We start from the raw sequence: 24,430 nt of genomic DNA, 5'->3' as shown, positions 1-24,430 counted from the left end.
GCTGGCGGACTACTCTGCTGGCTTGTCGTAGAGCATCACCGCATCAAACCCTTGATTATAGAGCTAAAGCAAGTAACTGGGAACGGGTATTTATTGTTAACAGTTGCGAAAAAGGACAATGCGACACTGTGATTTATATCCAAAAAGATAATATTGAGAGATTTTACAGCCGATTGTATTTGGCTCTGCCAGATAGGCTGTCGATAATCGGCTGCAATAGGTTAAAATAGCTGACTATTCAGGCAAGTCCAAAAATCTCCGGACCTGCCTACCAATGCGACCGTCTTCCAACGGATAGGATACGGGCCTCCGAAGCCCGCAATACAGGTTCGATTCCTGTCGGTCGCACCATTTCATTTCAGCCTGTCATTCTTGCTTGTCGGAATGACAAATCAGCAGATCAGTCAAACTCTCTCCCGGCAATTCTCTGTGATACAGCTGCTAGTCTCAGGCCGCGATCTGCACGCGTAGCGCGCCACAAAAAACCGGCTGCATAATGAACCGCGTATGATCAGCCATGGCAGCAGGCAATCTTGCTATGATGGTTGCTACCCGGCTTGCGGTTACTAATAATCTTACTAATAACAATCCCCTCTTGGACGGCCATCGCCATGAAACCATCCCGCTCCAAGCTCTCCTTTTTCAGTTCCTCGCTGACGCTGATTTTTATCACAGGCGGCTATAGCCTGCCTGCGCTGGCAGCCGAAGCTGCGGCCCCCGTCGCCGCCATTACCACGCCGGCCGTGACTGCGCCCGCTTTCTTGCCACCCGGCGTAAAGCTGGTGCGCAGCGTGGAAGGTATACAGGAATACCGGCTTTACAACGGCCTGCAGTTGCTGCTGGTGCCGGATTCCAGCAAACCCACGACGACGGTCAATATTACTTACCGCGTCGGCTCACGCCATGAAAACTATGGCGAAACCGGCATGGCGCATTTGCTGGAACACCTGATGTTCAAGGGCAGCAAGGCGCATCCGCGTTTGTGGGAAGAGCTGGCGCAGCGCGGCGTCAGCTTCAACGGCAGCACGTGGCTGGACCGCACCAACTATTACGAAACCTTTGCCGCAAAACCGGAAACGCTGAACTGGGCCATTGCGATGGAGGCGGACCGCATGGTCAACTCGCGCATTTCCGGCGAAGACCTGAAGACCGAGTTTTCGGTCGTCCGCAATGAAATGGAAAAGAATGAAAACTCCTTCACTTCCGCGCTGATCGCACATGTCACTTCCGCCGCCTACCAGTGGCACAACTACGGCAAATCGACGATAGGCGCTCGCACCGATGTGGAGAATGTCAACATCCCACGGCTGAAAGCCTTCTGGCGCAAATACTACCAGCCCGACAACGCCACGCTGATCATCGCCGGCAGCTTCGATAACAGCCAGGCGCTGACGCAGGTGTCACAACAGTTCGGCAGGATCGCCCGCCCGCGGCGCACGATAGAAACTACCTATACGCTGGACCCGGTGCAGGACGGCGAGCGCGATGTCACCGTGCGCCGCGTCGGCGAATCGCAGGGCATCGCCGCGCTCTATCATACGGTGCCGGCAGCGCACCCGGATTATGTCGCCACCGAAGTCCTGGCGCTGATCCTGGCCGATTCGCCCGGTGGCAGGCTGTATAAGGCGCTGGTGGAGAAGAAGAAAGCGACCGATGTCTATCCGTGGGCCGCCAATATGGAGGAACCCGGTTTCCTGCTGCTGGGCGCCAATCTGCGCAGCGAGCAAAATCTGGCTGAGGCCAAGAAGACCATGCTGGACACCATAGAGGGTTTCGCCGCCAGCCCGGTCACGCAGGAGGAACTGGATCGTGCCAGGGCCAAGCTGGAATCCGACCTGGAACAGGTCTATAACGACCCGGAAAAATTTGCCGTGTCGCTGTCCGACAGCATAGGCAACGGCGACTGGCGCCTGTTCTTCATGTTCCGCGACCGCCTGCAGGCGCTGAAACTGGAAGACGTGCAGCGCGTCGCCGTCACCTGGCTGAAGTCCAGCAACCGCACCAGCGGCAGCTTCATCCCCGATGCGCAGCCGGACCGCGTGCCGGCACAGGCCAAGGTCAATATTGCAGAGCAGGTCAAGACTTTCGTGCCGGGTACGGCAATGGCCCAGGCGGAAAACTTTGTCGCCACGCCGGAGAATATAGACCGGCGCACGCAGACAGGCCGCCTCAACAATGGCATGAAGTATGCGCTGCTGCCCAAGTCCACGCGCGGCGGCACGGTAGTGATGAATTTCACGCTGAACCTGGGCAACCAGGATAATCTGAAAGGCAAAACCGGCGCCGCCGAGCTGGCTGCGGAAATGCTGGGGCGCGGCACGCAAAGCCTGAGCCACCAGAAATTCACCGAGGAACTGGACAAGCTGAAAACCAAAATGCTGATCGACGGGTCGGCTACCTCCGTCAACGTCAGTGTGGAAACCATCAGGGCCAGCGTGCCGCGCGTACTGGAACTGATGCACGACGCACTGCGCGCACCCGCATTTGATACCACGGAATTCAGCCAGGTGGTGGAACAGGATCTGGCCCAACTGGAAGAGTCGCGCAAGGACCCACAGGCTGTCGCCGTCGATGTCGCCCGCAAGCAGATGAATGCCTGGCCTGTGGGCGATACGCGCTATTACCGCAACACCGAGGAGCGCATCGCTGAACTGAAGGCTGCGCAGCTGGAAGACGCCCGAAATTTCTGGGCGGAATTTTATGGCACGGACCACGCCGAACTTGCCATCGTCGGCGATTTCGATCCGCTTGTCGTCGAAGAGATATTACAAAACAGCTTCGGCGACTGGAACGCAAAGCAAGCCTACCAGCGCGTGCCCAAGCCCTACCGCGAAAGCCGGCCGCAAAGCACAACACGCATTACGCCGGACAAGGCCAATGCCTTTTTCTTTGGCACGATGGCCATTCCGGTCAGCGACCACCATCCCGAGTATGCGGCACTGAGCCTGGGCAATTACCTGCTGGGCGGCAGCACCAATTCACGCATCCTGGAGCGCATCCGCCAGAAAGATGGCATCAGCTACGGCGGCGGCTCTTACCTGAATCCTTCGCCGGTGGATGAATCGGCCAACTTCGTCGTTGTCGCCATCTTTGCGCCGCAAAATCGGGCGAAACTGGAGATGGGATTACGGGAAGAAATAACGCGAGCGGTGCGGAACGGCTTCACCGCCGCCGAAATAGAAGATGCGAAGAAAAGCTTGGCGCAGCAATTCCAGCTATCGCGCAGCCAGGACAATGAGCTGGCGGCAGAAATCAGCCGCAACCTGCATCTGGGCCGCAGCATGCAGTTCGATGCTGAGTATGAGCAAAAACTGATGCTGCTGACGGCGGCCGAGGTCCGGGCGGCAATGCTCAAGTATCTGGATTACAGCAAGCTGCTGACTGTCACCGCGGGCGACTTTCAATAAATTTGCCCTGCCCTGAAGACGCGCCGCTGCAACCGGCGCATTTTTTTGCTCATGCCGTACTTGGGACACTTTGTATCAAGCTGTTACACAGGCTTACACAGCACCGCATCCGCATCTGAGATCATCTATGTTCGTTGCCGTACAGACCTAAGGTCATCATTCTTTTATGTTAGGGTTTTACAATCCTGATGACGCGGGTTCGCCGCCGTCAAAAACAGGCGCTTCACACTTTTAAGGGGCTCACATGAATTACAAGGCACTCATCTCCGCGGCCATGGTCGCCTCCCTGAGTCTGGGGAATATGGCTTACGCTTATGATGATCACGACCATAGGGGTCCGGATCGCCATGATGACCGTCGCGGCGACCGCGATGGCCCCCGTTTTGCAGAAGGCAGCCACAATGACCGCGATAATGTTCCAAGGCACCGCTTCCAGAAGGGCGACCGCCTGCCGCCGGAATACCGCGGCCGCCAATATGCGGTTGACGACTGGCGCGGTCACCACCTGAGCGCTCCTCCGCGCGGCTACCACTGGGTGCAGTCGGGCGGCGATTATGTGCTGGCAGCAATTGCCACCGGCATTATTGCAAGCGTGTTGCTGAATAACTGATCACGCCATCGGGATACGGCGCATGTTGCTTGCGCCGTATCCCTTCATTCTGCCATTCAATCATTATCATCATCGCCGGGCCTGGCGGCGGGTGTGCAGTGCACTCAAAATTTCATCCAATTCAGCCCTTCCACCGTGCCCTTCGCCGGCCTGTATTCGCAGCCTACCCATCCCTTGTATCCCAGCTCATCCAGCAGCCTGAATAAATACGGGTAGTTGACTTCGCCTGTATCCGGCTCATGCCGGTCCGGCACGCCCGCAATCTGCACATGGCCTATATGTGGCAGGTAATGGCGCAGCTTGACGGCGATATCGCCCTCCATGATCTGCACATGATAAAAATCCATCTGCACCTGCAGGTTGGCTGCGCCGACCTGCTCGCGCAGCGTATGGGCCTGCGCCTGCAAGCTGAGAAAATAACCGGGCATGTCACGTGTGTTGATCGGTTCTATCACACAGCCTATGTCGTGTGCAGCGGCCTCGGCGCATGCATGGCGCAGGTTCTCCACATAAATCTGCTGGCATTGCTGCAGATCCGCGCCTGCCGGCACAATGCCGGCCATGACGTGCAGCCGTGGCGTGCCCAGCACACGGGCATAGTCCAGCGCCTGCCGCACGCTGTCACGGAATTCCTGCTGCCGGCCCGGCAGACACGCCAGGCCGCGCTCCCCTGCCGCCCAGTTGCCGGGCGCCAGGTTGAACAACACGTTTTGCAGGCCATGCTGCTGCAATTCGGCGGCAATATCCTGCGCCGCAAATTCATACGGGAACAAAAATTCCACCGCTTTAAATCCCGCGTCAGCTGCCACGCGGAAACGTTGAATAAAGGGCACTTCATTGAACTGCATGGTCAGGTTGGCGGCAAATTGTGGCATGTGGGTCTTATTGAAAAGGAAATGAATATGAAGTGAATATGAAATAAACGATTAAAAACGATTTCTTTTGCGTGCGTTCGGGCAATATTGCGTCTTTTTATATTACACTTTATTCCTCCCCTGGCCATTGGCCGTAATAAATCGGCCACACCACCGCGGCCACGCAGCATCCAGTGTAATGATCAGAATCCAGCATGTCCTGCTCGCAATAGCAGTTTCCCTACTCACGCAATGGCCCTGCACCGCGCAGGCTGCAGGCGATAAAGTGATGCGCCTTGCCAGCCTGGAATGGGCCCCCTATGTCGGCCTTCACATGCCGGACGGCGGGCTGACCGCATCCGCCGCGAAAACCGTCGCCGGCGAAGCCGGTTACCAGGCCAGGATAGATTATCTCCCATGGAGCCGCGCCATGCAGGCCGGCAGCGACGACCCGGCTTACGCAGGCTATTTCCCTGCCTTCTATCTGCCCGAACGAGAAAACAGCTGCTATTTTTCCAGCCCCCTGGGCACCAGCACCAACGGCTTCGCCTACCTGAAAAGCAGGCCGCTGAAATGGAAGGTATTAACCGATCTCAAAAACATCCGTATAGGGACGGTACAGGACTACGCGAACGACACCTATTTCGACGCCCTGGTGCGGCAGGGGGATCTGCATACCGATGCCGCCCCGAGCGACATCAGCAATATCCGGAAACTGCTCGCAGGACGCGTGCAAGCCATCGTCATCGACAAGGCCGTGCTGCGCAACCTGCTGATCACCGAAGCTTCGCTGCAGGCAGACAAGGACAAGATCCTGTTCCATGAACACGAGCTGACCAATTTTTCGCTGCACATCTGCTTCCAGCGCAACGCCAAGGGCAAGGCGATGCAGCAGGCATTCAATACGGCGCTGGCAAAAGTGAAGCTGAAACAGATGGAGAATGAGTATTACGAGAGCATGGAAGCCAGCCGGCTCAGGAAATCCAGATAAAAAAAACGTCGGTTTTATCGGGTCGTCGGCACTTATTTGTCTTTTCGCACCAGGCTGACCACCGCCGGACCAGCCCCGGTCTTTTGGTCCAGGCCTGTTTCCAGGCAGCCTTTCTGATACACAAGGGACCCGATCACGATCAGCGGAAATAAATCCTCCTCGCTAAGCTTGTCCGATAATTTGGATATCTCGTTTGCCCACAGCTCCGCCAGCGCAGTGTGCGAGGGCATATCCTCGGAAGGCGGGAACTCGACGATAACCTTCAGAATATCGGTCGTTCTCACTTCACCCTCCCTTTTCAAGCGCTGTTTTATCCAGGCAATTCTCCATCATAGGAAATATTTGCCGCGAATCAAGCATCTTTACAGTCCACAGCAGCCACCTATTGCCAGGCCTGGAACGCTTGTTTTTTATCCATCCGTATGTCCCGATTTCCTGCTAAAGTTATCCACAAACCATTAAATTCAGGAAAAACCATGCCGCTCAGCACGCTGCTGTTGTTCTGTATTTCCTCTATTGCGCTGGCAGTCACTCCGGGGCCGACGATGCTGCTGGCCCTGTCCAATGGCATCAGCTCGGGCACACGAGTGGCGGCGTTCGGCATTGCCGGAGCTACTGCGGCCAGCGCCTGCCTGATTGCAGCAGTGGCCGTAGGGCTGGGTTCGCTGCTGCTGGCGTCTGAAGCACTGTTCAATGTGCTGCGGGTGCTGGGCGTGCTGTACCTGTGCTGGCTGGCCTACAAGCTGTGGCGTAGCGAGCCGGCGGCGATCAATACCGGCGACATGGCCGTTGGCGCCGGCAGCATCGGCCCCGGGAAAGCTTTCCTGCGCTGCGCCACGGTGTCGCTGTCCAACCCCAAGGCCATCCTGTTTTTTTCTGCCTTCCTGCCGCAGTTTGTCGATGCGGGCCGGCCGCTGGCGATGCAGTATCTGATCCTGGGCGCGGTCTTCCTGAGCATAGATGCGATGGTGATGATGGCCTATGCGATGGCGGGCAAGCGTGCCGCCCGCCTGCTATCGGCCGCCGGCCTGAAGCTGATCAATCGCGGCTGCGCGGCAGTGATGGCCTTGCTGGCACTGGCCCTGGCGACGTTCCGGCGAGCGTAAGCAAAAAAAATTCATGCAGGACACCATGCGCCGATGACAGAAATATATTATGCTAATCATTTACCTATTGCCGGAAAGAAAATGATGAAGAAATTAATCTCGCTCGGCCTGGCCCTGTGCTTTGCCTCTTTCACCGCTGCCAGCTTTGCCGCCGGCGCGCTTCCTTATGACGAAAGCGCGGACGCAGGCGCGGACCTGAACAAGGCGCTGGCCACCGCCAGCAGCCAGCACAAGAAGGTGCTGGTGCTGTTCGGCGCCAACTGGTGTACCGACTGCCGCGAGCTGGACAAGTCCATCAAGGGCAAGAGCGCGCCGCTGATCGACAGCAAGTTTGTCGTCGTCAAGATCGACGTCGGCCAGTTCGACAAGAACCTGCCTATCGCCAATGTCTACGGCAACCCTATCAAGAAGGGCATACCTGCCGCAGTCGTACTGACGGCAGATAACACCTTGCTGTACTCGACCAAGGCCGGCGAGCTGTCCAATGCCCGCAAGATGAGCGAACAAGGCGTCTACGATTTCTTCAGCCAGGTTGCAGCAGCACATCCCTAACCGCTGTCCACGCCCCGCGTGCTGAATGCGGGGCAGAATGCTGGTGGCGCAATGCCTAAAAGTCCACCCGGTTTTTCCGGGGCTTCCGCACCGCCGCCAGCGGCAGGCTACGACCTGCGCGCTGCGCTGGAAGCCATCGGCGACAGCATCTGGGATTGGGACTTGCTCAGCAATGAAGTATTCTTCTCCAGCTCCTACAAGCGCATGCTGGGTCATACCGATGAAGACGTCTATCCGCATGTAGACGAGTGGGTAAAACGGCTGCACCCGGAAGACCTGCAGCCGACCATGCAGACGCTGCAGGCCTACCTGGCCGGCGACCTCTCCCACTACATCAGCGAGCATCGCATGCTGTGCAAGGACGGCAGCTGGAAATGGCTCCGCGCACGGGGCACGCTGGTGTCGCGCACCGCGGAGGGCATCCCGGCGCGCATGATGGGGCTGGTCACCGACATTTCGCAACAGCGGCAGCTGACAGAAGAGCTGGGCAAGAGCCACGCGCTGATGTCCGCTTTCTCGCAGCAGCTGCCCGGTTTTTTCTACCAGTTCCGGCTGTTCCCCGACGGCACCAGCTGCTTCCCTTACGCCAGCATGGCGATTTTCGATATTTACGGGCTGACGCCAGAACAGGTCAGTAAAGATGCATCTGCAGTATTCCAGCGCATCCATCCGGAAGACCTCGACAATGTGCGCGCCGGCATCATGGAATCCGCGGATACGCTTACCCCTTGGCATGACGAGTACCGGGTCCGACTCAGCAGCGGTGAGCGCTGGCTGGTAGGCGACGCCAGACCCGAGAAGCTGGCAGACGGCAGCATATTGTGGCACGGCTTCATCAGCGACATCAGCAAGCGCAAGCTGGCGGAACAAAAATTGAGAGCGGCGGAACAGCAGATGCGGCTGGTGCTGAAGGCATCCAACCAGGGCCTGTACGATTTCAATATCCTCACCGGCGAAGCCATCGGCAGCCCCGAATATGCGCACATGCTCGGCTATGCGCCGGAAGATTTCGCCGACTCGAAAAAATTCTGGCGGGACTTCTGGGAAGAGCGCATCCACCCCGACGATGCACCCCGGCTGAAAAAAGCCTACCAGGCGCATTTCAGCAAGGGTCAGGGCAGCGATTTCCATGCCGAATTCCGCCAGAAAACCAAGTCAGGCGACTGGAAATGGATCATGTCGCTGGGCAGCGTCGTGGAATGGACGCCACAAGGCCGAGCGGTGCGCATGCTGGGCACGCATATTGACATTACCGAGCGCAAGAAGGCGGAAGAAGAAGCCAGGGCCAACCAGGAACTGCTGAATGCCAGCAACAGCCGCTACAAGCAGCTGGCGCAGGAACTGGACATCCTTATTTCCAACGCACCGGTCGGCATCATGTTTGCCGTCGAAGGCGTAATCGTGCGGGCCAACAAAACGCTGGCGGAACTGTGCGGCTTTGCCAGCCCGCAGGCGATGATAGGTGTGCAGAGTAATTTCCTGTGCCTCAATGAAGACGACTACCGGGCCTTCAGCGCCATCGTATCGCCGTTGCTGCAGGCAGATGAACCGGTGGACATAGAATGGAAGGTCAGGCGCATCACTGGCGAGATATTTACGGCGAGGCTGGCGGGCCGCGCGCTGCCGACGGAAAACTATGTGCGCGGCGCGGTGTGGATGATGGAGGACATCACGCAACAGCGCAGCATGCTGGATGCGCTGACCCATAGCGAACGCCGGCTGCAAAGGCTGATGAATTCCAGCCTGATCGGCATCGCCCAGGGCGCGGCCAGTGGCCACCTGACCGACGTCAACGAGGTCTTCATCCAGCTGTCCGGCTATACGCGGGACGAACTGGTCGGCCGCAGCGTGTTCTGGGAAATGCTGTTTTCCGAACAGGACAGGCAGGCATGCCAGCAAGCCTATGAACAGCTGAAGGAAAGCGGTACCGTGGCGCCGTTTGAGCTAATGCTGAAGCACAAGAACGGCAACAGCATTCCCATCCTGGTGGGTCTCAACCATGTGGAAAGTTCGCAAAACGAGTGGGTGGTGTTTGCGATGGACATCAGCGAAAGGCACAGGATCAGCCAGCTGAAATCGGAATTCATCTCGGTCGTCAGCCACGAGCTGCGTACACCGCTGACGTCGATACGCGGCTCGCTCAGCCTGGTCGAAGCCGGCGTCGCGGGCGAGCTGCCGCCCAAGGCCAGGCACCTGATCCACATCGCGCACAACAACAGCGTGCGGCTGATCGGCCTGGTCAACGATATCCTGGACATGGACAAGCTGGTCAGCGGCAAGATGGCATTCAAGTCCGAGCAGCTGGACCTGGTGCAGCTGCTGGAAAATGCGATCGATGCCAACATGGCGTATGCGGCATCGCTGAAGGTGGCATTGCAGCTGACGCTAAAGCTGGAATCAAGGCCCGTGCAGCAAGGTGCTCCTGCGCGCTCGGCAATGATCTGCGCCGACAGCGCCAGGTTGATGCAGGTCATGGCCAACCTGTTGTCCAACGCCGCCAAATTCTCGGCCGACGGCGATACGGTGGATGTATTCCTGCGCAGGCACGGCCCCACCTACCGGGTGGAAGTCGCCGACCACGGCCCGGGCATTCCCGCGGCCTACCAGCCACATCTTTTCGAACCTTTTACCCAGGCCGACGGCACCGACACCCGGCAGCAAGGCGGCACCGGCCTGGGCCTCAGCATCACCAAGACACTGGTCGAGAAAATGGGTGGCGCGCTGGGCTTCACTACCTGCGAAGGCAGGGGAACGACGTTCTGGTTTGAGTTAGATGCGGAGGAATAAGGCGAGGCCGCGCTATTGTTGGAGTACGGCCCCGCCGGCCAGCCTGAAATCCGACGGCGTGAGCATTGTCCAGCGCTTGAACGCGCGCCGGAAGCTGCGCGCATCCGAATAGCCAAGACGTTCGGCCACGTCTTCAGTCGTCGCACCGGCCAGCAGCAGGCGCTTGGCGCGCTCCATGCGCACCGTTTCGGTGATATGAAAATACGACGTGCCTTCCCTGGACAACAGCCTGTGCAGCGAGCGTGGGCTGGTGCCCAGCGCTGTCGCCATATGCTGCACGCTATGGAATTCGCATTGCATGGACACCAGCTTGCGTACCAGGCTTTGCTTGCCGACCACGCCCATTTCGGCCAGCTCCTGGTCGCAGGCCTTCTGTGATTCCAGTTGCGCTGGCTGCGTCGCCATACGTTGCGGCAGCAGCGGCGTGTCCAGCATGGGCGAAGCAAATACCAGGCGGCTGGCGTCCGCGCCGCACCGGACCTTGCAGCCGAAAAAATCTTCCAGCACTGAACGGCTGGCCTGGACGTTGCCGCGCAACTCCACCGACGCAAGCTGCGTCGGCACGCAGGGCAGCTGGCGCATGGCGCTGACGGCAGTGGCCAGATGGTCTGCATCCAGGAATTCCTGGATCTCGGCATCATCGAACAAGGCATGCGACACCAGTACTGCATTGTGCCCATCTATTTCCAGCTCCAGCTGCAGCATGGAACCTGCCACCAGCTGATAATGCAGGCCGAACTTGACAGCCTGCCGCAAAGTCGGCTGGGCCAGCATGCCGGCCCCCATCGCCCCCAGGTTGTCCAGCGTCTTGCGGCTGCCGGACAGCACGCCGAGGTCAGCGCCACCCTTGTACCTGGCCTGCAACAGGCTTTCCCGCGCCTGCAGGTAGCTGATGCGCCTGCCGGAACGCGGCAGGCCTGCATCATTCAGGTCAAACACCGGAAACATGTCACGCAACTGCCAGCGCTGCTCCAGGCCGATGGCAAACAGGCCGGAGAACGGATGCGCGGGGAAGACCGCATCCTGCACCGACAAGACAGGTGAGACCGCGGAAACGGCTGCAGTGGTCAAGCTTGCGGGCAAGCTTGCGGTTTTGGCGCCGGGCATGGCAGAGAATGTCCTTACGCTAAAGGTCGCCAGCAACTAAGATAAGGCTGGATCTGGATGGATTGCCATCTAACTTACACTGGTTGGATAGGACAATCAATATTGCACCGCAATAAGACGGTGTTGACAAAATAAAGAGACAAATAATGAGCGAAACCAGTTTTGACTACATTGTCGTAGGGGGCGGCGCCGGCGGATGCGCCGTTGCCAGCCGCCTGAGCGAAGATCCGAATGTCAGCGTCGCCGTGCTGGAAGCCGGCGGCGACGGCAATAGCTGGGTCGTCAATACGCCGGCGGCGGTCATCGCGATGCTGCCGACGAAGCTGAACAACTGGGCCTTTGAAACCGTGCCGCAGCCAGGCCTGAACGGGCGTCGCGGCTACCAGCCGCGCGGCAAGGCACTGGGCGGCTCGTCTGCCATCAATGCCATGTGCTATATCCGCGGCAACCGCTGGGATTACGACCACTGGGCCGCACTCGGCAATGACGGCTGGTCGTACGACGATGTGCTGCCCTTCTTCAAGCGCTCGGAAAACAACGCGGAACTACATGACGAATACCATGGAAATGACGGTCCGCTGCGCGTGGGCGGCCTGCAATCCGACAATCCCTATGCAGCCATCTACCTGGAAGCCGGCCGCCAGGCCGGCTACCCGCTGACGCAGGATTTCAACGGCGCGCAGCAGGAAGGCGTGGGCATCTACCAGGTCACGCAGCATAACGGCGAACGCTGGAGCGCCGCGCGCGGCTACCTGCATCCTTACATGGGCAAGCGCAGCAATCTGCAGGTGATCACTGGCGCGCATGCGACCCGTATCCTGATGGAAGGCAAGCGCGCTACCGGCGTGGAATTCCTGCAAGGCGGGCAAAAACGCAGTCTGACGGCAAAGCGCGAAGTGCTGCTGGCTGGCGGTTCACTGCAAACCCCGCAGCTGATGATGCTGTCCGGCATAGGCCCCGGCGCGCACCTGCAGCAGATGGGCATCCCGCTGGTGCACGAGCTTCCCGGCGTGGGGCAGAACCTGCAGGACCATCCGGACTTCACCTTCAACTATTATGCGGACAGCCTGGACCTGATGGGCTTTTCCATCGGCGGATCGGTCAGGATGACGCGCGAGTTCTGGCGCTACAACAGCAAGCGGCGCGGCCTGCTGAGTTCCAATTTCGCCGAAGGCGGCGCCTTCCTGAAAACCGATCCTTCGCTACCGGCGCCGGACATACAGCTGCACTTCGTTATCGGCATGGTGGACGACCATGCGCGCAAGCTGCACCTGGGACACGGCTATTCCTGCCACGTCTGCGTGCTGCGGCCGAAGAGCATGGGCGAGGTGACGCTGGCGAGCAGCGATCCGCTGGCCGCGCCCCTGATCAACCCGCGCTTCCTGGAACATCCGGATGACATGGATACGCTGGTCAGGGGTTTCAAGATGACGCGCAAGCTGATGGATACGCCGGCACTGTCCAGCGCCCGCACGCGCGACAAGCTGACGGCCAACGTCCATACCGATGACGACATCCGCGCCATCCTGCGCGCCCGCACCGATACCGTCTACCACCCGGTCGGCACCTGCAAGATGGGGACCGACGCCATGGCGGTCGTCGATCCGGCCCTGAAAGTGCACGGGCTGCAGGGCCTGCGGATTGTCGATGCCTCCATCATGCCCACGCTCATCGGCGGCAATACCAACGCGCCGACGATGATGATAGGCGAAAAAGCGGCCGACCTGATCCGGGCCGGCAGCTAGAAATTCCCGAACAATATCCTGAACAACCACTGTCTCTACTACTCACCAGAATGATCATGCTTCCACTTAAACGCTCATCTAAACGCTCGCCTGCGCTGCTCACCCAGGCCATCGCCCTGCTGTTCCTGCAATCCGCTGGCGCCATGGCGCAGCAGGTTCCCCCCAAGCCGGCGGAGCCCGCCACCATCGCCGCGCAGGCCAAGTTGAAGCAGACGCTGCCCTTCGCCAACAAGCAGGATTTCGACGATGCACGCTACGGCTTCATCGACACGCTGCCGGATGCGCTGATTGCCGGGCCGGCTGCATCACCGGTACCGGCATGGAATATGAAGCCCTACGCTTTCCTGCAAAAGGATGCGTCGCCGGACACGGTCAACCCCAGCCTGTGGCGGCAAGCGCAGCTGAACAGCATTCACGGCCTGTTCAAGGTCACGGACCGGGTGTACCAGGTGCGCAATTTCGATATCTCCAACATGACTATCATCGAAGGCGACAAGGGCCTGCTGATCATCGACCCGCTGCTGACCAAGGAAACCGCGGCCGCTGCGCTGGCGCTGTACTACAAGCACAGGCCGAAGAAGCCGGTGCTGAACGTCATCTACAGCCATAGCCATGCCGACCATTTCGGCGGCGTCAAGGCTGTTGTCGATGCGGCGGATGTCGCCGCCGGCAAGGCGCAGGTGATCGCGCCGGACGGCTTCATGGAGCATGCAGTGGCAGAAAACATCATTGCCGGCAATGCGATGAGCCGGCGCGCGCAATACCAGTTCGGCGCGCTGCTGCCGCCGGGTGAAAAAGGCCAGGTCGATACCGGCCTGGGCAAGGCCCTGTCGCGCGGTTCGCTGACCCTGATCGCACCGAATGTGCTGATCAAGCAGGACATGGAAAAACATGTGTTCGACGGCATAGAGATCGTCTTCAACCTGACGCCGGGCACTGAAGCGCCGTCCGAAATGAATATGTATTTCCCTCAGTTCAGGGTGCTGGACATGGCGGAAAACACCTCGCACAACATGCATAACCTGTACACGATACGCGGCGCGGAAGTCAGGGACGGCAATGCATGGGCCCGTTATATCGACGAAGCGCTGGGCGCTTTCGGCAGCGGCAGCGACTACCTGATAGGCCAGCACCACTGGCCCACGCGCGGACAAGACAAGATCGCCGACTTCATGAAGAAGCAGCGTGACATGTACAAGTTCATCCACGACCAGTCGGTGCGCCTGCTGAACCAGGGTTATACACCGAATGAAATCGCCGAGACCCTGCAGATGCCGGAGAGCCTGGCCAATGAGTGGGCTGACCGCGGCTACTACGGCACATTGAGCCATAACAGCAAGGCGGTGTACCAGAAATACCTGGGCTGGTACGATGCCAACCCGGCCAACCTGAACCCGCTGCCGCCGGTGGAGGCCGCCAAGAAATATGTCGAATACATGGGCGGCGCTGACAATGTAATCAAACGCGCGCGCGAAGATTTCAAACAGGGCAACTATCGCTGGGTGGCTACCGCCGTCAACCATGTTGTGTATGCAGACCCATCCAACAAGGAGGCGCGCGAACTGGCGGCCGATGCGCTGGAACAGATGGGCTACCAGGCCGAAGCCGGCACCTGGCGCAACGCCTACCTGTTCGGCGCCTACGAACTGCGCAACGGCATGCCGAAGATCAATGCACCGAGTTCACTGACGGCGGATGCGCTGCAGGCGCTGTCGCTGGACCTGTTCTTTGACTTCCTCGGCGTGCGCTTGAATGCGGGCCGCGCTGAGGGCAAGCACATCGTCATCAACTGGCAGTTCACCGATACCAAACAGGTCTATGTGCTGAACCTGGAAAATTCGGCACTGACCTATACCAGCGGCAAGCCGGCCGCCAAGGCCGACACCAGCCTGGCGCTGGACCGCCCTACGTTGAACGCAATCATGCTGAAGCAGCTTACTTTCCCGCAGGCCGTACAGACCGGCAAGATCAAACTGGGCGGCCCGCCGGACAAGCTGGTGGAACTGTTCAGCATGCTGGACGAATTCAACCCCATGTTTGAAATCATAGAACCGAAGAAGACGGCAGCAAAATAAGCCTGCCATGAAGCACAGGTAAAAAACGGCGGCTTTCCCTTTGCAAGGAAAGCCGCCGTTTTCATGTGCCGGCTATTTCTGCTATACGGCTACACGTTTACTGCACGCTTACTGCACCACACCGTGACGGTCAATTTTCACCAGGCGCGACGCCAGGCTGTCGCCGCCCTTGCCGCCCTGCCCGTCCGAGGTTTTCTTGACATTGACTTGTGCCAGGCCGGGGCCGCGCACGTTGACCTGGGCGCGGTCGGCCAGCAGGTCTTCAGCATTCAGGTCGCCGGAGCCGCTCAGCTTGGCTACCAGCAGCCTGGCGCTGCCTTTCAGGCTGATGGAGCCGGGGCCTTCCATGGTCAGGTTCACCTGGGCCTGTTGCATGTCGTTCGCCTTCACGTCGCCGGAACCCGACGTTTCCAGCTTCAACGCATCGCTGATGGCGCCGAGGCGGATGTCGCCGGAGCCCGTGCCTTTGACCATGCCGTTTGCTACCCCCAGTTTTGCAGTATCCAGGTCGCCGGAACCGCTTACCTCGGCATGCAGTTCCTTCACCGTTCCGGACAGGGTCAGGTTACCGGGACCGCTGACCTGCACATTGGCCGAGTCGGCCTGCAAGCCGGAAATGTCGGCATCGCCCGAGCCGGACATGACCAGATTGAGGCTGGCAAGCTGCCCTGCCATTCCCATGTCGCCGGAGCCGTGCAGCACCACATTGACCTGCGCCGACGCAATCGCATTGGCACTGATGTCGCCGGAGCCTCCCGCATCCACGTCCACCGACTGGCTGACGCTACCCAGGAACAGGTCGCCTGATGAATTCAGCTTGGCATTGAGCCTGGTCGTCTTCAGGCGGCGCAGGTCGATATCGCCGCTGCCGCTATTCTTCAGCACCAGTTCACCGACAGTGCCGGAAATGACCGAATCTCCCGACCCTTCGTTCAACAGTTCCAGCTTGTCTCCCGCATATTTATTGATGGTAAGGTCGCCGCTGCCCGAATTCTTCAGCCGCGCCAGGTGAGCGGCAGACACTTTCACTGTCAGCGGAAAGTCCGACACGCCGACGCCTATCTGTATGCCGCTGTGTTTTTTCCTGGTCACGACCAGGGTATCGCCATTGATCACGGTTACCACCTGGCTGACCAGGTTATCGTCACCGGTCACCTCCACCGATGGCGCGCCCTCGCCTGTCACGACCAGGTCAAACGAACCGGACATTTCTATCGCTTTGAAATCGGCCGCGTCACGCTGCTCCACGACCATCTTGCCGTTGCCTTTGACGTCATCGCCGGCAACATGCACATCACAACCTGCCAGCGCCAGCAAGAGTATGCATCCCACGTGTTTGATCATTTTTTTGCTCTTCTGTAAGAATTTTCTCAGTTTCTGTCAATTTGTGCCGCAATGCGGCAAGTAAAAGCATAAAGCCCTTGTTGGCGGATTGGAATGAAAAAGTGATGAAATGCCAATTTCGCAGGTTAAATTGCGCATACCGCCGACGGGATTTTTGCCGGACTGAACTTTCCGTTACATAAATCCGGCGCCGGTCCGGCAGAGATGTGGTGTTAGCGTCTATACTTTGCAACAGCTTTTGCCCACCACTTACCTCCTTTCTCCATGGAACAACTGATACTGCGCGCCCAAGACGGCGCACTCGCCACCGTCATGCATCACGGCGCCCATGTCTGCTCGTGGATACCGGCAGGCGGAAAAGAACAGCTTTTTGTCAGCAAAACATCCGAATTCCGCGAAGGCGCGGCGATACGCGGCGGCGTGCCGGTGATATTTCCGCAATTCGCCGGGCTGGGTTCGCTGCCCAAGCACGGCTTTGCACGCACCGCTACCTGGCGGCTACTGCAATCCGGCCATACCGGGGACGGCGCAGCGCAGGCCGTGTTCGAGCTGCGCGAGTCTATCGCCACCATTGCGCTGTGGCCGTATGTGTTCCGGGCCGAGCTGACGGTAACGCTGTCCGGCCAGCAGCTGGACATTGCACTCAAGGTGGACAATACCGGTGATACCGCGTTCAGCTTTACATCGGCGCTGCATACGTATTTTGCCGTGGGCGACATTACCGAAGCCTCCATTCATGGCCTGGCTGGCCTGCATTACCGCGACAGCGCCACAGGTGCCGACAATTGCACTGAAACCGGCGAGGTATTGCGCATAGAAGGCGAAGTGGACCGCATCTACGCCGACGCCCCGGCCTTGCAGCTGCGCGAGCCCGGCCGGACGATGCAGATAGCTGCCGCCGGCTTTCGCGATGCGGTGGTATGGAACCCCGGAGCGGCCAAAGGCGCGGCGCTGGCCGACCTGGAGCCGGAAGGTTACCGCCGCATGCTGTGCGTGGAATCGGCCGCGATCATGCATCCGGTACAACTGGCGCCCGGCGGGAGCTGGGCCGCCAGCCAGCAGCTGCGCGCAGAACCGGAAAATTGACAAACCAATTTCTGCACATATTGCCATTATTCATATCAATTCGATGCAGCAGACGATGCCGGGCACTTTTCGCGCCGGCAGCGGTCTATATACACATACAGGCTGTTCAATATGGCCTGCCCATCTTCAACCCAAGGGATAACAATGCAAGGACGTAATCGCGTTTTTCGTGCTGTAGGCAGTACCGGCGCACCTATTGGCAGCAACGTGGAGACCGCTCCGCTAACTCCGCTAGCCCAGCTTACACGGCTTGTTCCACATATTCCCCTCATTCCCTTATTGCGCGCGTCTTTGCTGGGCGTAGCCCTGCTAGCCACCGCCAGTTTTGCCGCCGCGCAGTCCGCGCCGGTGCTGCCCAAGGGCATGAGCCAGATCACGACCATCGAGGGCATTACCGAATACCGGATGCCCAACGGCCTGAAGATACTGCTGATACCGGATGCGTCCAAGCCAACCACCACGGTCAATATCACCTACCTCGTAGGTTCACGCCATGAGAATTACGGTGAAACCGGCATGGCGCATCTGCTGGAACACATGATGTTCAAGGGCGCGCCCAAGCATCCGAAGATCACTGAAGAATTCAACAAGCGCGGCATGCGCATGAACGGCACCACCAGCCTGGACCGCACCAACTACTATGAGAGTTTCCAAGCCGGCGACGACAACCTGAAGTGGGCCATCGGCATGGAAGCCGACCGCATGGTGAACTCCTACATCGCCAAGAAAGACCTGGATTCGGAAATGACCGTCGTGCGCAATGAATATGAGAGTGGAGAAAATTCCCCTTTCAGCGTCTTGCTGAAGCGCATGCAAAGCGTGGCCTTTGACTGGCACAACTATGGCAATTCGACGATAGGCAACCGTAGCGACATCGAAAACGTCAAGATAGAGAACCTGCAAGCCTTTTACCATACCTACTACCAGCCTGATAACGCGGTGCTGCTGATCGCCGGCAAGTTCGATGTCGCGCAAACGCTGAAGTGGGTGTCGGATGCCTTCGGCGTGCTGCCCAAACCCAAGCGCAGCCTGCCGGTGTTCTGGACCGTGGAACCGACTCAGGACGGCGAACGCAGCTTCACCGTGCGCCGCAAGGGCGATATACAGATCATTGCGGTGGCGTACAAGATCCCCGCCGGCCTGCACCCGGACAATGATTCCATTTCCTACGCGGCCGATATCCTGTCCGACGCGCCCAATGGCCGCCTGCACAAGCAGTTCGTGGAAAGCGGCAAGGCCGTCGCCATCGTCAACATTCCGGTGGGTTCGTACGCACCCGGCCTACAGATAATCGGCGCCGTGATCAAGAAAGACCAGCCCATAGAACCGGTGCGCGATGAACTGATCAGCGCGATTGAAAGCTTCAGCAAGACGCCGCCAACCAAGGAAGAAATGGACAGGATCACCCGCAAGAATGCCAATGCGGTGGAAAAAATCCTGAACGACCATGAAACCATCGGCATCGTGATGTCGGAAATCATTGCGCTGGGCGACTGGCGCTACCTGTTCCAGAACCGCGACCAGCAAGCCAGCATCACGGCCGACCAGGTTGCCAAGGCGGCCGGTGCCTATTTCCGGCGCGACAACCGCACGGTGGGCCTGTTCCTGCCGGAAGATGCACCGCAGCGCGCCGAGATCCCGGCAGCGCCGAGCATAGAGGAAGTGATGAAGGGCTATAAGGGCAAGGCGGGCACCGGCGAAGCGGAGAATTTCGATCCATCCCCCGCCAATATCGACAAGCGCACCTTGCACAGCAAGGCAGGCAGCATCAATCTCGCCATCCTGCCCAAGCATACCAGGGGCGAAATGGTGTCCGTGGCCTTCAACCCGCACTGGGGCGATGAAAAAAGCCTGTTTGGCAAGAAATGGGTCAGCGAGCTGACCTCCGGCATGATAGGCAAGGGCACCTCCAAATACAGCCGCGCCGAGCTGTCCGATGAAATGTCCAAGCTGAAAATGAGCGGCGGCATCTACAATTTCACCACGACCAAACCCAACCTGGCGGCAGCGCTGCAATTGCAGGCGCAGGTCTTGAAGGAACCGAGCTTCCCGGAAAGCGAATTCACGCAGCTACGCGACCAGATCATCGTCGGCCTGGAAGCCAGCCGCAATGAGCCCAATTCGGTGGCATCGCGCGCGCTGTCGCTGTATTTCGACCGCTACCCGAAAGGCGATATCCGCGCTGCGGAAAGCATCGATGAATCGATTGCCGGTATCAAGGCGGTAAGCCTGGCCGACGTCAAAGCCTTCTACAAGCAGTTCTACGGCGCTTCCAAGGCAGAGCTGTCCATCGTCGGCGACGTCGATGCGGCAGAGGCCGGCAAGCAGGTTGCCGCGCTGTACGGCAACTGGCAAAGCGCGTCTCCATACACCCGCCTGACCAGCACCTACAACGACATCCCGCCCAAGCGCGAAAACCTGAATACGCCTGAGAAGGAAAACGGCGTTTATATTGCCGCGATGAACCTGCAACTGCGTGACGACGATGCCGACTATCCTGCGCTGTATGTCGCCAATTATATTTTCGGCGGCGGCTCGGGCCTGAATTCCCGGCTGCTGAACCGTATCCGCCAAAAAGAAGGCCTGTCCTACGGCGGCGGCTCCGGCATCAGCGCCGGCTCGTTTGACCGTGTAGGCTCGTTCAGCATCAGCGCTATCGCCGCGCCGCAAAACCTGGCCAAGGTCGATGCCGCCGTCACCGAAGAGCTGGCGCGCTTTTTAAAAGAGGGTGTCACGGAAGAAGAGTTGGCACGCGCCAAATCCGGCCTGCTGCAACAGCGTGTCCAGGGCAGGACCAGCGACAGTGCGCTGGCTTCAGGCTGGAACTTCAACCTGAACCATGACCGCACTTTCGCCTGGAGCCAGGCGCTGGACGACAAGATCAAGGCGCTGACGCTGGAACAGGTCAACGCTGCGGTCCGCAAAACGATAGACCCCTCCAAGCTGACCGTGTTTATCGCCGGCGATCAATCCAAGATGAAGGCGGAAGCCGCTAAATAGCTGGTATAAAGGCCCTGCTACGAGAAGCTGGCCGCCAGCTTCTCGTTCAGGTAAGGCGTGATATTTTGCATCGCGCGCAATACGTAGTCTTCTTTCTCCCCCACCGGGGCCAGGTAGTGAAGCACGCTTTCCGCCGCCCCGGTTCCCTCCAGACGGGCAATAATCCACGCCGCAAGATAAGGCGACGCCAGGCAACCGCCCGCCGTGGCGACGTTCCCCTTGGCGAAGAAAGGCTGGTTCAGCACTTCCACGCCGGCTTCCTGCACCCAGGGCTTGGTGGTCAGGTCGGTACAGGCTGGAACGGCGTCCAGCAGCCCCAGCCTTGCCAGCACCAATGTGCCTGAGCACTGCGCACCCAGCAGCTGCCTGGCCGGATCGAGCCGCAGCTGCACCATCAGTGCCTTGTCGGCAACAATTTCCCGCGTCTGCACGCCGCTACCGACGATGACTGCATCGGCAGAACTTGCCTCTTCCAGTGACGCCTGCGCCTCTATTACCAAACCGTTCATCGACCGTACCCGCGCAGTGGGGCTGGCAATGGAGACGCGCCAGCCCGGCTTCTTGATACGGTTCAGCACGCCGAATGCGATGAGGGAATCTAGTTCGTTGAAGCCTTCGAAGGTGAGGATAGCGATGTGCATGGTGTCGTCTGCCTGAATGGAGGGTGGGGATTGCGTTGAATCATTCTATGGCTGACAATCAATACAATCAAATTATTGTCATGGATACATTCAGGTATGGCACGCTCTCGCTACAAACTGCTGGTGGACGCATTTGCGGCCGATATCCGGGCCGGGCGCCTGTCGCCGGGCACACGCCTGCCGACCCACCGCCAGCTCGCGGCCAAAGAGGGGCTGGCCCTGGTGACGGCAACCCGCGTGTATGCCGAGCTGGAAGCCATGGGCCTGGTCAGCGGCGAAGCAGGTCGCGGCACCTTCGTGCGGGAAACCTCGCTGCATCCCGGCCAGGGCAAAGACCAGCGCGCGACTCCGGCAGGCATGGCGGACCTCAACTTCAATTACCCGTCGCTGCCGGGCCAGGCCGAATTGCTGCGTACAGCTTTACGCCAGCTCGCCTCATCCGGCGACCTGGAAGCCCTGCTGCACTACCAGCCGCACGGCGGGCGCCAGCATGAGCGCGCCACAATGGCGCGGCACCTGCGATGCAGGGGTCTGCATGTCGCCGCGGAACAGGTGCTGATCATGAATGGCGCGCAGCAGGGACTGGCGGCGACCGTCATGGCATTGCTAAAGCCCGGCGACGTGGTGGCGGCTGACGCCCTGACCTATCCCGGGTTCAAGGTGCTGGCCGACGCACACTGCCTTGAACTGGCGCCGATCCCGGCAGCCGGCCGGGAACCTGACCTGGACGCGCTGGAACGGCTGTGCAAAAGCCGGAAGGTGCGTGCCATCTATGCAATGCCGACACTGCATAATCCGCTGGGCTGGGTAGCAAGCGTGCAGTGGCGGCAACAGCTGGTGGCAATCGCCCGCAAGTACGGGCTGCTCATCATCGAGGATGCAGCCTATGCCTTCCTGGCAGAGGATGCGCCAGCCCCGCTGGCGGCACTGGCACCGGAAACGACGGTGTATGTCTCCGGTTTTTCCAAAAGCATTGCCACCGGCCTGCGCGTGGGATTCGTCGCCGCGCCTGCACAGTGGGTGTCCGCCATCGAGCGCATCGTCCGCGCGACCACCTGGAACACGCCCGGCGTAATGACGGCGATTACTTGCGGCTGGCTAGACGACGGCACCGTCGCCCGGCTGGAGATAGAAAAACGCCGCGATGCCGCCATCCGGCAAACCATCGCCGCCGATGCCCTTGCGGGACTTGCCTACATAAGCCATCCCTCGTCTTATTTTGTGTGGCTGCCCCTGGGAGAAGAGGTGCGGGCAGACCAGGTGGCGATGGCGCTGATGCGCGAGAACGTTGCGGTATCCACTGCCGAACCATTCGCCACCTCCGCTCACGTGCCGCATGCGATCCGCCTGGCGCTGGGGTCGGTAAAACCGGATGTTCTGCAACAGGCGCTGGAAAAGGTGAAGCGGGTCGTCGACGCTTATTCGTATTGAGTTCAGTTTATGGAAGCATTTTGACGGATGCAGTTTTCTGCGGCGGAAAGATGCAAGATCATTGTCACAAATCCGCTATGGCTTGCAGGTAAAATATCCGCCAATGTCCGTATCCCCTACCTCTTACTCTCTTACTTTTCCAGGCGCAGCATGCAGATCGATCAATTGTCTTACGGTTCGGACCAGTCCGGACTGATATGCGGCTATGTATTTGAACCCGGCAAAGCCGGCACGGCAATACATGCCGACGATATGCTGCGCCGGCTGCAAACCCGGCAGGACAGCAACGACGGCTCTTTTGTATGGCTGCACTTCAACCTGGCTAATGTCGCGGCAGAAAAATGGATGCATGAACATAGCCGGCTGCCGGAGGCATTTTATGAAATGCTGCACGAAGGTTCGCGTTCCACCCGCATAGAGCATGCGAATGACGGCCTGATTGCCGTGGTCAACGATGTGCTGCACGACTTTTCTTTCGAGGCTTCCGATATCGCCACGCTATGGCTGTGCGTGGAACAGAATGTGATGATCAGCGCGCGCCGCAAGCCGCTGCAATCGGTGGACAGGTTGCGCAATGCGGTGAACCAGGGCGAACTGTTCCACTCTCCGACCGAACTGCTGACCCACCTGTTGCGCGACCAGGCCGATGTGCTGATCAGCATCGTGCGCAATTCCATCAAGCGCGTGGACGATATAGAAGACAACCTGCTGGCCGACAGGCTGAACCCGAAACGGGTCAAGCTGGGCGAACTGCGCCGCGTGCTGGTAAGGCTGCAAAGACTGCTGGCGCCGGAACCGGCGGCACTGTTCCGTCTGCTGCAAAAACCGCCGGCCTGGGTCGCCGAATCCGACGTGCAGGAATTGCGCCAGTCCACCGAGGAATTTGCGATGGTCTTGAGCGATATGGCGTCATTGCAGGAAAGGATCAAGCTGCTGCAGGAGGAAATTGCCGCCAGCGTCAACGACCAGAACAACCATTCTCTGTTTGTGCTGACGGTGGTGACCGTGCTGGCGCTGCCTATCAACATCATCGCCGGCCTGTTCGGCATGAACGTCGGCGGCGTGCCGCTGGCGCAGCATGAATCCGGCTTCTGGATAGTGGTGGCGATCGTGGCGACCTTTACCGTAATCGCCGGCTGGCTGGCGTTTCGCCGGCGGGACTGACGCAGCGCCGTTTATTCAGACTGCATCAGGAAATTGGTCAGGTATACGCCCCTGACCTTGTCCGAGCGCAGGCTGGAGTTGGCGACCTTTGCCATATTGGCCTGCAGCTCCTGCAAGCCTTTTGTCGTGCGTATTTCTTCCGGGTCGGCGCCTACCAGCGTCTTTTGCAGCAGGCTGCCCAAAGGTTCGCGCTGCTGCTTCAGCCAGTCTGCATCTTCCCCGTCCGCCTCCACCGCCACATCGGCGCGCACGCCGTAGCCCGGAATATGCACGGTAGGCAGGCTCAGGTCCAGATAGCTGGGCTGCGGTGCCGATTCGGTGCGCGACGCCTTGTAAAACCAGATGCCGGCGAGAATGCCGGCCACACCGATTGACGCCAGCACGGCGACATAGGTCGTCAGGTTTTCTGCTTCCGCTTTTTTTGCCATGGCAGCATCCATTTTTAGTGGGATTGTGCTCATGTCCTGCGCGCAGCATACGGATGCGGCATGGAATGAGATGTTCAGTGTAGTGGATGCGAGCCGGTTTTT

General features: G+C 59.3%; 18 protein-coding genes and 1 tRNA gene. 13 read left to right on the top strand and 6 right to left on the bottom strand.

Going from position 1 to position 24,430, the window contains the following annotated elements; translation table 11 throughout:
- Positions 1–276 precede the first annotated feature (276 nt).
- The 3 genes from ACO0LO_RS08055 (at position 277) to ACO0LO_RS08045 (ending at position 4,017) form a co-directional block, all read left to right on the top strand.
- Positions 277–351, top strand: a tRNA-Arg gene (locus ACO0LO_RS08055).
- Positions 352–611: 260 nt separating this feature from the next.
- Positions 612–3,407 carry a M16 family metallopeptidase gene (locus ACO0LO_RS08050; RefSeq protein ID WP_422963691.1) on the top strand — a complete coding sequence of 932 codons (2,796 nt, stop codon included), beginning with the start codon at positions 612–614 and terminating at the stop codon, positions 3,405–3,407.
- A gap of 244 nt (positions 3,408–3,651) precedes the next feature.
- A complete protein-coding gene (locus ACO0LO_RS08045; RefSeq protein ID WP_422963690.1) occupies positions 3,652–4,017 on the top strand; it encodes an RcnB family protein in 366 nt (121 codons plus the stop codon).
- Between the two features lie 104 nt (positions 4,018–4,121).
- Here ACO0LO_RS08045 and otnI read toward each other — a convergent pair whose 3' ends face one another.
- Positions 4,122–4,892, bottom strand: a complete 771-nt coding sequence (otnI, locus tag ACO0LO_RS08040; protein ID WP_422963689.1) for a 2-oxo-tetronate isomerase — start codon at positions 4,890–4,892, stop codon at positions 4,122–4,124.
- Positions 4,893–5,157: 265 nt separating this feature from the next.
- Here otnI and ACO0LO_RS08035 point away from each other — a divergent pair, with 265 nt between their 5' ends.
- Complete coding sequence (locus ACO0LO_RS08035) at positions 5,158–5,862, top strand: substrate-binding periplasmic protein (protein WP_422963688.1); 705 nt, start codon at positions 5,158–5,160, stop codon at positions 5,860–5,862.
- A gap of 32 nt (positions 5,863–5,894) precedes the next feature.
- Here ACO0LO_RS08035 and ACO0LO_RS08030 read toward each other — a convergent pair whose 3' ends face one another.
- The gene (locus tag ACO0LO_RS08030) at positions 5,895–6,146 is read right to left on the bottom strand and encodes a hypothetical protein (protein WP_422963687.1); all 252 of its coding nucleotides are present in this window, start codon (positions 6,144–6,146) and stop codon (positions 5,895–5,897) included.
- Between the two features lie 192 nt (positions 6,147–6,338).
- Here ACO0LO_RS08030 and ACO0LO_RS08025 point away from each other — a divergent pair, with 192 nt between their 5' ends.
- From ACO0LO_RS08025 to ACO0LO_RS08015, 3 genes are all read left to right on the top strand, one after another.
- Positions 6,339–6,968, top strand: coding sequence for a LysE family translocator (locus ACO0LO_RS08025; protein ID WP_422963686.1), 630 nt, complete (start codon positions 6,339–6,341; stop codon positions 6,966–6,968).
- A gap of 81 nt (positions 6,969–7,049) precedes the next feature.
- Entirely contained in the window at positions 7,050–7,520 is a 471-nt protein-coding gene (locus ACO0LO_RS08020; RefSeq protein ID WP_422963685.1) for a thioredoxin family protein, read from the top strand.
- Between the two features lie 51 nt (positions 7,521–7,571).
- Positions 7,572–10,307 (top strand): PAS domain-containing sensor histidine kinase, encoded by a 2,736-nt coding sequence (locus ACO0LO_RS08015; RefSeq protein WP_422963684.1) that lies wholly within the window; start codon positions 7,572–7,574, stop codon positions 10,305–10,307.
- Between the two features lie 12 nt (positions 10,308–10,319).
- Here ACO0LO_RS08015 and ACO0LO_RS08010 read toward each other — a convergent pair whose 3' ends face one another.
- A complete protein-coding gene (locus tag ACO0LO_RS08010; RefSeq protein ID WP_422963683.1) occupies positions 10,320–11,414 on the bottom strand; it encodes an AraC family transcriptional regulator ligand-binding domain-containing protein in 1,095 nt (364 codons plus the stop codon).
- A gap of 146 nt (positions 11,415–11,560) precedes the next feature.
- Here ACO0LO_RS08010 and ACO0LO_RS08005 point away from each other — a divergent pair, with 146 nt between their 5' ends.
- Both ACO0LO_RS08005 and ACO0LO_RS08000 read left to right on the top strand, forming a co-directional pair.
- Positions 11,561–13,159: a GMC family oxidoreductase gene (locus ACO0LO_RS08005; protein WP_422963682.1), complete on the top strand. Its 1,599-nt coding sequence runs from the start codon at positions 11,561–11,563 to the stop codon at positions 13,157–13,159.
- A 56-nt stretch (positions 13,160–13,215) separates the two neighbouring features.
- The gene (locus ACO0LO_RS08000; RefSeq protein ID WP_422963681.1) at positions 13,216–15,234 is read left to right on the top strand and encodes an alkyl/aryl-sulfatase; all 2,019 of its coding nucleotides are present in this window, start codon (positions 13,216–13,218) and stop codon (positions 15,232–15,234) included.
- Between the two features lie 108 nt (positions 15,235–15,342).
- On the opposite strand, the gene ACO0LO_RS07995 is transcribed toward ACO0LO_RS08000, so the two are convergent.
- A complete protein-coding gene (locus ACO0LO_RS07995) occupies positions 15,343–16,578 on the bottom strand; it encodes a GIN domain-containing protein (protein ID WP_422963680.1) in 1,236 nt (411 codons plus the stop codon).
- A gap of 264 nt (positions 16,579–16,842) precedes the next feature.
- Between ACO0LO_RS07995 and ACO0LO_RS07990 the strand changes: the two genes are divergently transcribed.
- Both ACO0LO_RS07990 and ACO0LO_RS07985 read left to right on the top strand, forming a co-directional pair.
- On the top strand, positions 16,843–17,664 hold the full coding sequence (locus ACO0LO_RS07990) for a D-hexose-6-phosphate mutarotase (RefSeq protein WP_422963679.1): 822 nt from the start codon (positions 16,843–16,845) through the stop codon (positions 17,662–17,664).
- Positions 17,665–17,808: 144 nt separating this feature from the next.
- Positions 17,809–20,664 carry a M16 family metallopeptidase gene (locus tag ACO0LO_RS07985; RefSeq protein ID WP_422963678.1) on the top strand — a complete coding sequence of 952 codons (2,856 nt, stop codon included), beginning with the start codon at positions 17,809–17,811 and terminating at the stop codon, positions 20,662–20,664.
- Positions 20,665–20,681: 17 nt separating this feature from the next.
- Here the strand turns inward: ACO0LO_RS07985 and ACO0LO_RS07980 are convergent, their stop codons facing one another.
- On the bottom strand, positions 20,682–21,305 hold the full coding sequence (locus ACO0LO_RS07980) for a DJ-1/PfpI family protein (RefSeq protein ID WP_422963677.1): 624 nt from the start codon (positions 21,303–21,305) through the stop codon (positions 20,682–20,684).
- 96 nt (positions 21,306–21,401) lie between these two features.
- Between ACO0LO_RS07980 and ACO0LO_RS07975 the strand changes: the two genes are divergently transcribed.
- Together ACO0LO_RS07975 and ACO0LO_RS07970 are read left to right on the top strand one after the other, a co-directional pair.
- Positions 21,402–22,736, top strand: a complete 1,335-nt coding sequence (locus ACO0LO_RS07975; protein ID WP_422963676.1) for a PLP-dependent aminotransferase family protein — start codon at positions 21,402–21,404, stop codon at positions 22,734–22,736.
- Positions 22,737–22,886: 150 nt separating this feature from the next.
- A complete protein-coding gene (locus ACO0LO_RS07970; protein ID WP_422963675.1) occupies positions 22,887–23,900 on the top strand; it encodes a transporter in 1,014 nt (337 codons plus the stop codon).
- 11 nt (positions 23,901–23,911) lie between these two features.
- Here ACO0LO_RS07970 and ACO0LO_RS07965 read toward each other — a convergent pair whose 3' ends face one another.
- Entirely contained in the window at positions 23,912–24,328 is a 417-nt protein-coding gene (locus ACO0LO_RS07965) for a flagellar basal body-associated FliL family protein (RefSeq protein ID WP_422963674.1), read from the bottom strand.
- Positions 24,329–24,430 lie beyond the last annotated feature (102 nt).

Source organism: Undibacterium sp. TJN25, assembly GCF_049339885.1.
Lineage (GTDB): Bacteria > Pseudomonadota > Gammaproteobacteria > Burkholderiales > Burkholderiaceae_D > Undibacterium.
Note: the sequence above shows the minus strand (reverse complement) of the source record. Positions and strands in the feature narration are given on the sequence as shown.

Coding starts and splice junctions, on each gene's coding strand:
- ACO0LO_RS08045 (WP_422963690.1), top strand. CDS start 3,652: ATGAATTACAAGGCACTCATCTCCGCGGCCATGGTCGCCTCCCTGAGT.
- ACO0LO_RS07985 (WP_422963678.1), top strand. CDS start 17,809: ATGCAAGGACGTAATCGCGTTTTTCGTGCTGTAGGCAGTACCGGCGCA.
- ACO0LO_RS08020 (WP_422963685.1), top strand. CDS start 7,050: ATGATGAAGAAATTAATCTCGCTCGGCCTGGCCCTGTGCTTTGCCTCT.
- ACO0LO_RS08010 (WP_422963683.1), bottom strand. CDS start 11,414: ATGCCCGGCGCCAAAACCGCAAGCTTGCCCGCAAGCTTGACCACTGCA.
- ACO0LO_RS08015 (WP_422963684.1), top strand. CDS start 7,572: ATGCCTAAAAGTCCACCCGGTTTTTCCGGGGCTTCCGCACCGCCGCCA.
- ACO0LO_RS07970 (WP_422963675.1), top strand. CDS start 22,887: ATGCAGATCGATCAATTGTCTTACGGTTCGGACCAGTCCGGACTGATA.
- otnI (WP_422963689.1), bottom strand. CDS start 4,892: ATGCCACAATTTGCCGCCAACCTGACCATGCAGTTCAATGAAGTGCCC.
- ACO0LO_RS08050 (WP_422963691.1), top strand. CDS start 612: ATGAAACCATCCCGCTCCAAGCTCTCCTTTTTCAGTTCCTCGCTGACG.
- ACO0LO_RS08000 (WP_422963681.1), top strand. CDS start 13,216: ATGCTTCCACTTAAACGCTCATCTAAACGCTCGCCTGCGCTGCTCACC.
- ACO0LO_RS08025 (WP_422963686.1), top strand. CDS start 6,339: ATGCCGCTCAGCACGCTGCTGTTGTTCTGTATTTCCTCTATTGCGCTG.
- ACO0LO_RS07965 (WP_422963674.1), bottom strand. CDS start 24,328: ATGGCAAAAAAAGCGGAAGCAGAAAACCTGACGACCTATGTCGCCGTG.
- ACO0LO_RS08005 (WP_422963682.1), top strand. CDS start 11,561: ATGAGCGAAACCAGTTTTGACTACATTGTCGTAGGGGGCGGCGCCGGC.
- ACO0LO_RS07980 (WP_422963677.1), bottom strand. CDS start 21,305: ATGCACATCGCTATCCTCACCTTCGAAGGCTTCAACGAACTAGATTCC.
- ACO0LO_RS07995 (WP_422963680.1), bottom strand. CDS start 16,578: ATGATCAAACACGTGGGATGCATACTCTTGCTGGCGCTGGCAGGTTGT.
- ACO0LO_RS07975 (WP_422963676.1), top strand. CDS start 21,402: ATGGCACGCTCTCGCTACAAACTGCTGGTGGACGCATTTGCGGCCGAT.
- ACO0LO_RS07990 (WP_422963679.1), top strand. CDS start 16,843: ATGGAACAACTGATACTGCGCGCCCAAGACGGCGCACTCGCCACCGTC.